Here is a 13,548-nt window from a genome sequence, read left to right on the forward strand (position 1 = left end):
CGCGTCAGCCGCGTCCGCGTCGGTCGCCTGGCCGGGGACCCGCCCCCGGGCGTCGGCCGGCGCCGCCCGTTCCTCGCCGTTGTTCTGCCGGCGGGGCGACGAGGACTGGAGGGCCGTGCCCCCGGTGGTGCGGAACAGCTCGTCGGCTCCGGGCAGACTCACTCGGCGTGACACCGGGCGAGCACCTCCCTGGCGAGCTGACGGTAGGCGGCGGCGCCGACGGAGTTGGACGCGTACGTGGTGATCGGCTCACCGGCGACGGTCGTCTCGGGAAAGCGCACCGTACGGCCGATGACCGTGTGGTAGACGTGATCGTCGAACGCCTCCACCACGCGCGCGAGCACCTCGCGGCTGTGCACCGTGCGCGAGTCGTACATGGTGGCGAGGATGCCGTCCAGCTCCAGGTCGGGGTTGAGCCGCTCCTGGACCTTCTCGATCGTCTCGGTGAGCAGCGCGACGCCGCGCAGCGCGAAGAACTCGCATTCGAGCGGCACGATGACCTTGTGCGCCGCGGTGAGCGCGTTCACGGTCAGCAGGCCGAGCGAGGGCTGGCAGTCGATGACGATGTAGTCGTAGTCGGCCAGCAGCGGCTTGAGCGCGCGCTGAAGGGTGGACTCACGGGCCACCTCGCTGACCAACTGCACCTCGGCAGCCGACAAATCGATATTGCTCGGCAGCAGGTCCATGTTGGGCACGGCGGTCTTCAGCAGCACCTCGTCCGCCGACATGCCCCGCTCCATGAGCAGGTTGTAGACGGTGAGGTCGAGCTCCATCGGGTTCACGCCGAGGCCGACCGACAGGGCGCCCTGCGGGTCGAAGTCGACGAGCAGCACCCGGCGTCCGTACTCCGCGAGCGCGGCACCCAGGTTGATGGTCGAGGTGGTCTTGCCGACCCCGCCCTTCTGGTTGCACATCGCGATGATCTTGGCGGGGCCGTGCTCGGTGAGCGGTCCCGGGATCGGGAAGTAGGGCAGCGGGCGGCCCGTCGGACCGATGCGCTCACGGCGCTGACGGGCCGCGTCGGGCGCGAGGGTGGCCGCGTACTCGGGATCGGGCTCGTACTCGGCGTCCGGGTCGTAGAAGTGCCCCTCGGGCATTGCGTCGTAGTCGGCGAAGGTCGCGGGGTCGGTCCCGCCCTGCTCGCCGGCCATGGCGTTCACGTGTTGGCCGTCCATGCTCTGGTGGGCTCTCGTCATGCTCTGGTGGGCAGCGAAGGTGCGGACAGCGACGGAGCCGACAGCCCGTTGCCCTGAGGGACTCTGGCCCCGCGCAGCCATTCCTGGTTGACCACCCCCGGGAGAAAATGTCGACTCATCCACAAGTCGTCCTACCTCCTTGGTGACCAGGAAATTTCTCGATTGGTCAGCGTGACACCATGCCGACGATTGGCGACTCTATGGCGTGTCGGCGGTCCGCAGCAACACAATCCGCCGGACACAGCCGGATGTGTCGGCAACAGAACACCCGGATGTCAAGGGCGGATGGCGCCCGGCGCTGAGGTTTCGCAGCCGCCCATAGCGGCTAAAAAGTTGTGTTCAAGGCGAGTTGGTCGAGCGTCGCACGCCCCGTGGTCCCGGGCGCGTCGCGCACACCAATGGCCGGGTCTCGCCGCTCGGCAAGGCCCGGCCACGGGTGAGGTGTTGACGCCGAAGGTCGCCGATCTAGCCGAGCAGCGAGCTCAGTTCGACCGAGGAGAGGCCGTGAGCCTCGGCGACCGGGCCGTAAACGACCTGGCCCTCATGGGTGTTGAGGCCCTTGGCGAGCGCGGCGTCGCGGCTCAGCGCCTCGCGCCAGCCGCGGTTCGCCAGCTCCACGATGTAGGGCAGCGTCGCGTTGGTGAGCGCGTGGGTGGAGGTGTTGGGCACCGCACCGGGCATGTTGGCGACACAGTAGAAGACCGAGTTGTGGACCGGGAAGGTCGGCTCGGCGTGCGTGGTCGGGTGCGAGTCCTCGAAGCAGCCGCCCTGGTCGATCGCAATGTCGACAAGTACACTTCCGGGCTTCATCCGGGACACCAGCTCGTTGGTGACGAGCTTCGGCGCCTTGGCACCGGGGATCAGGACGGCGCCGATGACGAGGTCCGCATCGAGGACCGCGCGCTCCAGCTCGTACGCGTTGGAGGCGATGGTCTGCACCTTGGTGCCGAAGACCTTGTCCGCCTCGCGCAGCTTGTTGATGTCCTTGTCGAGCAGCGTGACGTGGAAGCCCATGCCGACCGCGATCTGCGTGGCGTTCCAACCGGAGACGCCGCCACCGATGACGACGGCCTTGCCGGCCTGCACGCCGGGGACACCACCGGGCAGCACGCCGCGGCCACCGGCCGAGCGCATCAGGTGGTAGGCGCCGACCTGCGGGGCGATCCGCCCGGCGACCTCGGACATCGGCGCGAGCAGCGGGAGCTGCCGGGTGGCCGTCTCGACGGTCTCGTACGCGATGGCGGTGGTGCCGGACTCCAGCAGCGCGTCCGTGCACTCGCGGGAGGCCGCCAGGTGCAGGTACGTGAAGAGGGTCTGCCCCTTGCGGAGGCGGTGGTACTCCTCCGCGATCGGCTCCTTGACCTTGAGCAGCAGGTCAGCGGTGGCCCACACCTCGTCAGCGGTGTCGAGGATGGCGGCACCGGCGCCGGTGTACTCCTCGTCCGTGATCGAGGAGCCGAGGCCGGCGTCCTTCTCGATGAAGACCTGGTGGCCATGGCGCACGAGCTCGTGCACACCGGCGGGGGTGATGGCCACCCGGAACTCGTTGTTCTTGACCTCGCGGGGGATGCCGACCTTCACGTCGATCACGGTCCTTGTTTCTGGGATTTTCCGGACAATACCGGCTATGCATCTGCATACCGGAAACGACCGTGGCGGTCGCCGTAATCCCAGTCTAATGAAGGATGTCGCGCTGTCTAGCCTTGCATTGCATCAATCTTGCCGGCGAGTGCTGCTGATTTCGCAGGTCGAGTCTGGCGTGTCACTTTGGGTGGCCTCTCCAGCGTCCTCCGTTTCAGCCTCCGTTACGGCTTCAGCGGCGCCCGATACGATGCGTGGTTCTCGTGGCGCCAGAACCCGGGCCGCCTGCCGCCGGTGGAGATCGGCCCCGGGCGCGTCGCCGAGCCGCTGGAGGAGATCCGCGAGCCGCATCCGCACCAGCGCCTGGGTCCGCCCCTCCCCCGCCCGGCGCGCCAGCTCCACCGCCTCCTGACAGGTGTGCAACGCCTCACTCGGACGCCCCGCGTGCTCCAGCACCCGCGCCACCTCGCCCAGCGCGTGCGCGTGCCCGGCCGCATCGCCGATCCTGCGGTAGGTGGCCGCCGCCGCCCGCCAGCCGCGCAGCCCCTCGCTCCACCGCCCCGCGCAGGCGTGCACGGTGCCCAGCCGCCCGTACAGCCGCGCCTGGTCGGGCAGCTCGCGCCGGGTGAGCCGCAGTTCCAGGGCGCGGCCGTACCAGTCGGCGGCCCGCGGCCAGTCGGCCAGCTCGTGGTAGGTGGCCCCGATGGACTCCAGGGAACGGCCGATCGCGTACGGGTCCTCGGCGCGGCGTGCCGCCTTGAGCGCGCCCCGGTAGCGGGCGAGCGCGGCATCGATGCGCCGGGCCCTGGCGTCCAGGTCGCCCAGGTTGAGCAGGGCCGCCGCCCGCTCCAACGGCAGCTCGCGCCGGGTGGCCACGTCCAGTACCAGCTCGTGCAGCTCGTACAGCTCCGGCGCGGCGCCGGCCGGGCCGCGGTGGGCGGTCAGGGCGTGGGTCAGCGCGGCGAGCAGCCGGCGGGCGAGCGTGTCCAGACCGCCGTCGTGAGCCGCGAGCCGCGCGGCGGCCAGCAGCGCGGGCTGGCGCGAACGCAGCCAGCGCGCGCCCTCGGCCCGGTCGGGGAACCGCAGCGGCGCCGGAAGCTCCGCGGTGCGCTCGTCCTTGGTCTCGCCCTCCGGCGCCGCCGCGAGGTGGGCCGAGTGCAGCAGCCGTACCGAACGCTCCAGCATCCGGGCCCTGGCCAGTTCGACCTCGGCGGCCCGCTCGTGCTCGGCCAGCAACGCGGCCAGGGCGGGGGCCAGACAGCCGGGGAGCTGGTAGCGCGGCGGCATCACGTCGGTGGCGGGGCTGCGGTCGGCGCCGGCGGGCGGCAGCGGGCGCAGCAGCCCGTGCGCCAGGAAGTCGGTCAGGGTCTGCTGCGCGCTCTGCACCGAACAGCCGGCCAGCGCCGAGACGGTGTGGGCGTCGACCCAACCGCCCGGGGCCAGCGCGAACAGCCGCAGAATCCGCGCCGCCCGGGTCGGCAGCGAGGTGGCGACCAAGGGGAAGGCGCGGGCCAGCGGACGGCCCGCGTGCTCGGCCCCCACCTCGGCTGGCACCGCGCGCAGCCGGGTCACCAGGTCGGAGACCGACGCCTGCGGGCGCGCCGTGAGCCAGCCGCCGGCCAGCGCGAGCGCGGCCGGCGGGGCCCCGCACTCCTCGATGACCGAGCGCGCCGCCACCGGGTCGACGGTGATCCTGGTGGGTCCCGCGTACTGTTCGAGCAGCGCGAGGGCGGCGGGTTCGTCGAGCCCGCCCACGGTGCACGGGCGCACGTCGGGCACGCCGATCAGCGGGCCCCGGCTGACCACCAGGGCCAGGCAGTCGGGGGCGTCCGGCAGCAGCGCGTCGACCTGTTCGGCGCTGTCGGCGTCGTCCAGGAACAGCAGCGCGGGGGGGCCCCCCCCGCGCGCGCGCGCCCCCCCCCCCCCCCCCCGGGCCCGCCGCCCCCCCCCCCCCCCCCCCCCCGGCGGGGGGGCCCCCGCCCCGCCGGGCGCCCCCCCCCGGGCCCGCCGCCGGCTTGGGCACCGGCGCCGACAGCGCGGTGTTCAGCGCCGAGTACAGCGTCGGCGTCTCCACCGCGCTGGCCGCCCGCCCGGGTTCGGCCTCCGTCGCCTCGCCCGCGGCCTCCCGCACCTGGTCGGCCAGGGCCCGCAACGCGGCCCCGTCCGCACTCGGCGGCACCTCGTACTGCTCGCGCAGCGCCTCGGCGATCGACAGCAGGCGCAGGACGTGTGCTCGCTCCGTGCCGCCTCCGCTCGGCGCCGAACGAGCCGCGGTCTCCAACGCGAGGACCACATCGGCCGGGCCGCCGGTGTGCCGGGTGAGGAGTTCCATGGCCTCGCGGACCGTGGTGTACGCCTCAAGCGACCGACCGGTGGCCAACCGCACCCGCGCCAGGTGGACCAACACCACGGCGCACCCGTACGGCTCCTCCAGGGACCGCAGCTCCTTGAGTGCCTGGAGCAGCGGACCCTCCGCGTCCGGCTTGCCGGCCTCGGCCCGCACCAGGGACAGCAGCCGCCGCGCGGTGGCCCCGTTCCTGATGTCGCCGCGCGCTTCGAGCTCGGCGACGGCGAATTCGGCCTGCCGCTCGGCGGCATCGATGTCCCCGGCCCGGCGCAGCAGCTCCCCCTGGAGCGTGGCCACCCGGGCCCGCCCACCGGGATCGCCGGTGCTGCGGTAGAGCTCGGCGGCCCGGGTCAGCAGCGCCCGGGCGGCCTGCACCTCCTCGCCCGCCAGCGCCCACCGGCCCGCCGTCTCCAACGCGTCGGCCAGCAGCCCCGCGTCCCGCGCGTCCCGTACGTCGGCCGCCTCCAGGGCGGTGACGGACCGGGAGAGTATCCCGGCCGACTCGCGGAGCACGTTGTGCACGGTCCACGCCTCTTCGAGGGCGAGCAGGGTACGGACCGCGGTGGCGTGCTCGCCCCTGGCCTGGAGCCGGCGGATGGCGGTGCGGATGTCGGCCAGCCGGGCCCGGGCCAACGCCAGCCAGTGCGCCCGCTCCTCCGCGATGCGCAGCCCCCGCTCGGCGGCCACGGCGAACTTCGCGTAGTGGTCGGCGTGCCGGTTCCGCGCCTCGGCCTGCTCCTCCGGGTCCTGCGCGAGCCGCTTGCGGTAGTAGTTGCGGGTCGCGGTGAGCATCCGGAACTCCGGTTCGCCGCCCTCCCGCTTGGCGCTCACCAGCAGGCTCTTGTGCACCAGCGAATCGAGCCGGCGCGCCGCCTGCATCAGCGACAGGTTGCCGAGCCGCTGCGCGGTGGGCAGGTCGATGGAGGTCTCGCACACCGCGAGCCGCTGGAGCAGCGCCCGTTCCTCGGCGGAGAGCGCCTGATCGCCCCAGGACAGCGCGCCCGGCACCGACTGGTGCCGGGTGGGCACGTCCAGCAGCCTGCTGTTGTACGGGTGGGCGCCGCGCCGCAGTTGTTCGAGCAGCGCCCGGGGGCTGAGCGTGCCGACGGCGCGAGCGGTGACCTCGATCGCCAGTGGCACCCCGTCGAGGAGCTCGCAGATCTCGGCGATGTTCTGGAGCTCACCCCCGTGCAACACATCGCTGCGGTAATGCGCCCGCACCCGGTCGATGAACAACTGCACCGCGACCGAGCTGTACGGCGTCTGCCCCCCTGAGCCCACCGGAAAGGGCGCCACCGGGAACAGGTGCTCCGCGTACACCTCAAGCGAGATACGACTCGTCAGCAATACGCGTAGAGAGGGACATTCGCGCAACAACGCGGCGATGTCGGTGGACAGCAGGGGCGCCACCAAATCGCAGTTGTCGAGCACGATCAGCAACTCGCGGTCGCCGATCTCGGAGCCGACGAGCTCCGGCAGGGACAGCGCCGCCACGTCGCTGCCGATGCCGAGTGCCGCCGCCACCTGCCGCCAAGCGATGGTGCGACTGCCCGTCGAGGCAAGGTCGGTCTTGATGACGCCGTCGGTGGCGTACGGCACGGACCCGGCGAGCACGGCGTTCGCCAGTGCACTCTTGCCAACGCCTGCGGGTCCTGTGATGGTCAGCAGCCGGATTCCGGGATCGTGCAGCATTCCGCAGAGTTCGGCGATTTCCCCTTCCCTTCCGAATAAACGGGCAGAACGGGGTTGGTGCATTTTCTCACGGTTCGTTACGGACAATATGGGAATTGCCTCGCAGACACCGCTATCCATGAGCTGGTTCACGAAATCACTCCCGCCATGACTTCAGGCCACGTCGCCTCCGGCCAAGGGCAGCAACACGAGCGCACTCATCAGTCCTGTGACACTGGGCTCGCCAGACCCCCCGATGAGCGCCTCCGTTCGCTCTCCCCCGTGCGCGGTACAAGATGTTTCATAGAGCAGACTTCACCAGGGTCTGCGGCACGAATAGAGCGCCGCTGGAGTCTCACTGAAACATCTGGCCGTCGAGCATAGCGGGCTTTGCTTGTGCGTCGCGCCCGGACCCGGGCCCGGAGGCTCAGTCCGTGGCCTGGACCTGCGGCAGGGCATAGGTGTCGAGGAAGCGGTCCGCGAGATCGGTTACATAGCCGTCATCGAACGTTCCGTTGAAAAACAGCCTCTTGAAGAGCATCGGGCCGGCCAGCTTGTCGATCGCGGCATCAGCGGTCAGGTCGGCCGGCAGCTCGCCCCGAACCTTCGCCGCCTCGACAATTTCCCGTAGAAGTTCCGTACCTTTGCGGTGGCAATCTTCGAGGATGATGGCGCTTGCCCGGTCCGCCGCGGCCCGCTCGATCATCACGCGCAGCGCACGCTCGGCCACAGAATCAAGCAACATCCCGCGGAACGCCCGCAATTCCGAGATCAAGTCCGCCCTTAAGTCCCCGGTCGGCGCGGAATGTTCAACTTCGAAGGAACGGGCGAGTACGTCGCGGATCAACATGGCCGACTCGGGCCAATGGCGGTACAGCGTGGTACGCCCCACGCCGCTCCGGGCAGCCACGGCGACATGGGTGACCGCCGCCCATCCGTCCTCGATCAGCAGTTGCTGCGCGGCGGTGAGCGCCGCGGCACGGCTGCGCTCCGCCCGCGGATCGGGGCCCCGGTGCGACACACCAACCGACGCGTCGTCCGTCTTCGCCATGCATCACGCTCCACGCCTGGACTTAACTATGTGGAGCAGTTTGCACCAGACCCCTATGAGGCGCCTACCTCGCGGCCGTTACGTGGGGTTTTTGGGCCTGGTCAAAGCCCATTGCGGCGGGAATTGAACGCTGAGCGCAATCGGAAGGCTGCACAGGGCGAGCACGATACGGGGCGCCTGCGCGGCGAGCGGAATATCCGGAAGCGTCGACCGGGCTGCGGCCTAAGGCCGGGCCACGGCGCTCGCGCCGACATCCGCCCCAGCCCAACACCCGGCCCCGGCCCAGGTCCACACCCGGCCCGGCCCCACCGCGTCGCACCCACGCCCCGCCGCAACCCGATGCGACCCCACGCGCCCCGCGGCCTCCTGCCGCGACCTGCCACACCCCACCGCGCCCTGCTGCACCGGACCGCGTCCCGCTACCCAGCCGCCCGAGGTCGGCACCACGCACCCGAGGTCAGTACGCCGCCCCGGCCACCGGCTGCGCACGCCGCTCGGGGAGCAGTTCGCGCTGTGACTCCGGCGGCACGTCGACCGCGTACGCCCGCAGGAAGCCGTCGACCAGCTCGGTCACGTACTCCCGCTCGAAGCCGCTGTTGGCCACCAGGCGGCGGAAGAACATCGGGCCGAGGAGCAGCCCGATGGCCTCTTCGGTCTCCAGCCGCGCCGGCAGGTCGCCCTGCTCACGGCCGTTCTCGATGATCGCCGTCAGCACCTCGGCGCCCTTGTGCCGGCACTGTTCGAGCACCAAGGCGTACTCCGCGTCGATCGACGCCTGGTCGATGATCACGCGCAGCGCCCGGTCGCCGGTCGGGTTCTCCAGGAGCAGTTGGAAGGCGCGCAATTCGCAAATGAGATCCTCGCGCAGATCGCCGGTGCGCAAGGAGTGGTCGATCTGGAAGAGCTGGGCGAGCAACTGTCGGATGAGCATCGCCGAGTCCGGCCAGTGCCGGTAGAGCGTGGTGCGGCCGACGCCGCTGCGGGCGGCCACGGCGACATGGGTGACCGCCGCCCACCCCTCTTCGATGAGCAATTCCTGAGCCGCTGCGAGCGCTGCGGCCCGGCTCCGTTCCGCACGCGGATCGGGCCCCCGGCCCGTTACGCCGACTGTCATACCGTCTTTGTCCACTGGCCAACACGCTCCCCGTGAGGGCTTCACCGCCGTGGAACATTCCGCACCACAGCCACGCTTAGCCCCCCGAGGATAGCAACGATCGACCATACGATCAGTTCCACGGATCGGACATTCATCGACCGTACGCGTCCGCGCCGCGCCCGTTCCGGCCCGTCCGATGCCGGTATCGACCCATTCCGTGACCGGCTTTGATCACCGTCCGTCAGCACGAACCACCCGTCCGTGGAAACGGAGTCGGCCGCCGCACACCGGCCCACGGAACCCGCGCTGCGCGGCGACCCCGCACGGCGGTCGAGCGCCACGACGGCGGCGGAAACGCGTCCGGCAGCGCGGGCGCCGCACCCGTCGCGGCCCCACGCCGTACCCCCGCGTCCACCCAGCGGACGCCCGCCCGGCCGGCCCGGCCCGCCGACTACCCTCCGGCGCACGGTCACGCGGGAGGGCGGCGGGGATGAGCGGAACGCAGCGCGCGTACGCGCCGGACGACGGCAGCGCCACGACGGACGCCAGCAGCACGGAAGGCCGCAGCGCGGAGGGCAGCAGCGCGGAGGGCAGCAGCGCGGAGGGCGGCGCTCCCGCCGGGGCGGGGCCCGTGCCGGCGGCGGTGGTCGCCGCGCTGGACGGGGTGGGGGTGCGCAAGCTGACCACCGGGCAGGTCATCGTCGACGACGTGCACTGGCGGGTGCGGGCCGGCGAGCACTGGGCGCTGCGCGGCGCGAACGGCGCCGGCAAGACGACCGTGCTGCGGCTGATCGGCGCGGTCAACCACCCCACCAGCGGCTCCGTCGAGGTGCTCGGCCACCGGCTCGGCCGGGTCGACGTACGGGCGCTGCGGGCCCGCCGCGGCCGGGTGTCGGCGGCGCAGCAGGTGCCGCAGGACGCCACCGGGCACACCGTCGTACTGACCGGCGCTTCCGGCACCGTCCAGCCCCTGTGGCGCAGCTACGACGCGGCCACGCGCGAGCGCGCGCACCAGTTGCTGGCCGAGTTGCAGTGCGAGGAGTTGGCGGAGCGGCCGTACGCGGTGTGCTCGGGCGGTCAGCGGGCGCGGCTGCTCATCGCCCGCGCGCTGCTGGCCGATCCGCACGCCGGCCGTGCCGCGGACCGCCCGCAACTGTTGCTGCTCGACGAGCCGTTCAACGCGCTCGACCTGCCGTCCAGGGAAGACCTGATCGACACCCTGCACCAGTTGGCGCGCACCCGCCCCGCGCTGGCGAGCGTGACGGTCACCCACCACCTGGAGGAGTTGCCGCCGAGCACCAGCCATGCGCTGCTGCTGCGCGCGGGTCGGGTGCAGGCGCAGGGCCCGGTGGCCGACGTCCTCACCGACGCCGGGCTGACCGCCTGCTTCGGCCGCCCGATCGAGGTCGGCCGGGACCGGGGCCGCTGGCTGGCCCGCTCGGCGACCGTCCGATAGCCCGCGCCGACGCACCGCGGCACGGGCGCAACCGCACCAGCACCGGCGCCAGCACCGCCGCGCTGCATCAGCACCACCGCGCCGCCGCAACCACATCAGCACCACCACGCTGCCGCACCGGGCACCGGGCACCGGGCACCGGGCACCGGGCACCGGGCACCGGGCACCGGGCACCGGGCACAATCGCATCAGCACAACCGGCCGGTGTAACCGCTCCGGGCGCACCCACTCCGCGCCCCGCGGCTCCCCCGGCCCCACCCGTCGCCTCGGCCTCACGCACCGCGCAGCATGCACACCCGCGGCCAGCGGTCCAGGCCGATCTCGCCCTCGTGCCGCCTGATCTCGCGCAGCCCCGGGGTCAACTCCGCCTCCGGCAGCACCCGGAACCCGCACCGCCCGGCGTAGTACGGGGCGTTCCACGGCACCTCGGCGAAGGTGGTGAGGGTCAGCCCGGGCAGCCCGGCGGCCGTGGCCCGGGCGGCCAGGTGGTCGATGAGCGCGCGCCCGAGGCCGCGGCGTGCCGCGTCCGGGTGGACCGAGAGCTGCTCGATGTGCAGCCGCCCGTCCACCGGCTCGGTCAGCGCGTACGCCACCGGCCGGTCCTGCGCGTCGACGCTCACCCAGCAGCGGTCGGCGCGCTGGTAGTCGGCGAGTTCGTCGAGCGCGGGCGGCTCGTCGTCGGCGATCTGGTCCATGCCGACCTCCCGGAAGCACTCCCCGGCGGCCCGCTCGATGTCCTGGAGCACCGGCAGTTCGTCGCGGCGCGTCAACCTGATCGTCATGCGCCCATTGTGCGCCGCCTAGCGGATCACCGGGAACGCGGTGCGGTAGCCCTGGTCGTGCAGCCAGGGCAGGATCTGCCGCAGCGCCTCCACCGTCTGCGCGCGCTCGCCGCCACCGTCGTGGAACAGGATGGTCGGGCCGCGCCGTAGCTGTTCCTTGATGGTGCGCACGATCTGGTCGGTGCCCGGAAGCTCGAAGTCCTTGGTGTCCACGTTCCAACCCAGCGGGCGCATGCCCTGGGCGGCGGCGATCTTCCGGCTGTCGGGCGTGAAGGCCCCGCCGGGCGCCCGGTAGTACTCCACCTTGGCGCCGCCGGCCGCCGCCTCGATCAGCCGCTGCGCGTCCAGGATCTGCTGCCGCTGGTACGCGACGGGCTTGGTGTCCATGGTGACGTCGTGGTCCATGGTGTGGTCACACAGCCGGTGCCCGGCGGCGACCACCTTCCGCACCAACTCCGGGTGGGCCCGGGCGGCCGGCCCGACCATGCAGAAGACGGCGCGTACGTCATTGGCTTCGAGCACTTCGAGGACGCGCGGCGTCCAGTTCGGGTCGGGACCGTCGTCGATGGTGATGGTGACGGCCTTGCCGCCGCCCTCCGGCGCGTGGGCGATCGTCTCGGGTACGGGCTGGCGCGGCGGCGCCGGGCGACCCTGGGAACTGGTCCCCGGGCCGCTGTTCGGCTCGTCGTCCTTCACCTCGGTGTCCCAGACGTACCCGCCGACGAGGATGCCGGTCAGCGCCACTGCCGAGGCAAGGGCGACCGCAGCGCGCCGCCCGGGTGCGGTCAGTCGTCTCATGAAGTCGTCCCTCTCTCGGTGGCCGCCATCGAAGACGGACACTGCGGAGGGCCGGTTGGCTGGACGCCGATGTGGCGCGCGTCACTATGGGTTTAGTCGGCCGTTCCGGACGGCTGCGGCGTGCTGTAGAACTGCCGGGCCCAGCGCCGGAACGGCATGATCGGGCCGTCCCCCTTGGCGAGCCGCGGGTGTTCCACAAAGCGGCTGTGCGCCCAGATCGCCGCGTCCCGCTGGGTGTCGGCGGCTGCGGCCCGGGCGAACAGCGCCGGCGCGAGCCCGGCCACCACCCGCGCCGCGCGCCGCCGGCCGGGCCCGGTGGGCCGCATCGCCACCGACACCCGCAGGTCGCTGCGGACGTCGTCGAGCGGGGTCACGCAGATGCGGGCGCGCAGGTCGAAGCCGAATTTCATGTCGTCGGCCGCGACGTGGATGACGCCGAGCCCCTCCATGGTGAAGCGCACCGTGGGCAGTGTGGAGTACCGCTTGCCCGACTTCGCTCCGGCCGGCCGGAGCCCGTACCCGATCGAGAGCCGGTGCCCGTCGTAGACCGCGTCCTCCAGGACGGTGAGGGAGAGCCCGTGCAACGGCCCGAAGTGGCCGATGTCGACGAAGTTCTCCAGCACGTCCTGTGGGTGGGCGGTGAGCGTTCGCGGCGTGCAGTGCGGCTTCGGGTAGTCGGGCCCGAACAGCGGCTCCACCTCCCACTGCGGCGGCTTCCCCTGCGCGTGGTGCCAGACGAAGACCAGGTCGTCCAGTTCCCTGAAGTCCACCGCGGTCAGCCTGGCCTTGGGCGGCGGGGTGCCGTAGCCGGTCTGGACGCAGGTCCCGTCCGGGCCGAACTGGAAGTGGTGGAAGGGGCAGACGAGCCGGTCGCCGCGCACCGTCCCGCCGTGGCCGAGGTGCGCCCCCAGGTGCGGGCAGAACGGGCGCACCACCTGCAACTCTCCGCTGGTGGTGCGGTAGATGACCAGGTCCTGCCCCTTCAACTGCCGGGTGACCACCTTGCCGGGCCGCACCTCACCGCTGGTGGCCACCACGAACCAGCCGTCGGGCTGGGCCCGCACGGGCGGATCGTGGGCGGGGTCGGCCGGTGGGGTGGGGGTGGTGGCTGGGGCGGGGTTGGTTGCTTGGGTTGGATCGGTGGCCCGGGTGGAGTTGAGGGCTGGGGCGGGGTTGGCTCCCTGGGTGGGGTTGGTCGCCCGGACGGGGCCGGCTGCCTGGGTGGAATGGGTGGACGGGGCGGAGTCGGCCGCCTGGGGTGGCTCGGTTGCCCGGGTGGGGTTGGCCGCCTGGGTCGTGTGCGGCGCGGCCGGCTCGCGCCGGTTCCCTGCGCTCATGGGTTGCCCCCTTCGCTACGTGCCGGGCCCGGCCCGGCGACTGGTCGTGCTGTGTCTGTCGTGCCGCGCTGTGTCGTGTCGTGTCGTACGGGGGTGGCTGGCTGGTTGCGGGTCTACGAGGAGGCGGGGCCCGGCCGCGACGGGGGGGGCCGCGGGGGGTGGGCCCCCGCGGGGGGCCGGGGGCCGGTGTGTTATACACAAATCCGCGCCCCCCACACGGGCCGCGGAGGGGG

At 72.3% G+C, this 13,548-nt stretch carries 8 protein-coding genes and 2 pseudogenes; 1 reads left to right on the forward strand and 9 read right to left on the reverse strand.

Annotated elements, in window-relative coordinates; translation table 11 throughout:
* Positions 1 to 158: 158 nt before the first annotated feature.
* The 6 genes and pseudogenes from AAHZ94_RS15470 to AAHZ94_RS15490 form a co-directional block, all read right to left on the reverse strand.
* The gene (locus AAHZ94_RS15470) at positions 159 to 1,277 is read right to left on the reverse strand and encodes a ParA family protein (protein ID WP_349993457.1); all 1,119 of its coding nucleotides are present in this window, start codon (positions 1,275 to 1,277) and stop codon (positions 159 to 161) included.
* Positions 1,278 to 1,661: 384 nt separating this feature from the next.
* Entirely contained in the window at positions 1,662 to 2,777 is a 1,116-nt protein-coding gene (gene ald / locus AAHZ94_RS15475; RefSeq protein WP_349993463.1) for an alanine dehydrogenase, read from the reverse strand.
* 132 nt (positions 2,778 to 2,909) lie between these two features.
* A pseudogene (locus AAHZ94_RS15480) lies at positions 2,910 to 4,661 on the reverse strand (tetratricopeptide repeat protein); the annotation flags it as partial.
* A gap of 1,273 nt (positions 4,662 to 5,934) precedes the next feature.
* Positions 5,935 to 6,936, reverse strand: a pseudogene (locus AAHZ94_RS36455) (ATP-binding protein); the annotation flags it as partial.
* A 286-nt stretch (positions 6,937 to 7,222) separates the two neighbouring features.
* On the reverse strand, positions 7,223 to 7,846 hold the full coding sequence (locus tag AAHZ94_RS15485) for a TetR-like C-terminal domain-containing protein (RefSeq protein ID WP_349993458.1): 624 nt from the start codon (positions 7,844 to 7,846) through the stop codon (positions 7,223 to 7,225).
* A gap of 457 nt (positions 7,847 to 8,303) precedes the next feature.
* Positions 8,304 to 8,960, reverse strand: a complete 657-nt coding sequence (locus tag AAHZ94_RS15490) for a TetR-like C-terminal domain-containing protein (RefSeq protein ID WP_349993459.1) — start codon at positions 8,958 to 8,960, stop codon at positions 8,304 to 8,306.
* 625 nt (positions 8,961 to 9,585) lie between these two features.
* Between AAHZ94_RS15490 and AAHZ94_RS15495 the strand changes: the two genes are divergently transcribed.
* A complete protein-coding gene (locus tag AAHZ94_RS15495) occupies positions 9,586 to 10,398 on the forward strand; it encodes an ABC transporter ATP-binding protein (RefSeq protein WP_349993464.1) in 813 nt (270 codons plus the stop codon).
* A 272-nt stretch (positions 10,399 to 10,670) separates the two neighbouring features.
* Here the strand turns inward: AAHZ94_RS15495 and AAHZ94_RS15500 are convergent, their stop codons facing one another.
* The 3 genes from AAHZ94_RS15500 to AAHZ94_RS15510 form a co-directional block, all read right to left on the reverse strand.
* The gene (locus AAHZ94_RS15500; protein ID WP_349993460.1) at positions 10,671 to 11,180 is read right to left on the reverse strand and encodes a GNAT family N-acetyltransferase; all 510 of its coding nucleotides are present in this window, start codon (positions 11,178 to 11,180) and stop codon (positions 10,671 to 10,673) included.
* A gap of 18 nt (positions 11,181 to 11,198) precedes the next feature.
* On the reverse strand, positions 11,199 to 11,978 hold the full coding sequence (locus AAHZ94_RS15505; RefSeq protein ID WP_349993461.1) for a polysaccharide deacetylase family protein: 780 nt from the start codon (positions 11,976 to 11,978) through the stop codon (positions 11,199 to 11,201).
* A gap of 92 nt (positions 11,979 to 12,070) precedes the next feature.
* Positions 12,071 to 13,315 (reverse strand): Rieske 2Fe-2S domain-containing protein, encoded by a 1,245-nt coding sequence (locus AAHZ94_RS15510; protein ID WP_349993462.1) that lies wholly within the window; start codon positions 13,313 to 13,315, stop codon positions 12,071 to 12,073.
* Positions 13,316 to 13,548 lie beyond the last annotated feature (233 nt).

This window comes from Streptomyces sp. HSW2009, assembly GCF_040240285.1.
In the GTDB taxonomy this organism is placed as follows: domain Bacteria; phylum Actinomycetota; class Actinomycetes; order Streptomycetales; family Streptomycetaceae; genus Streptomyces.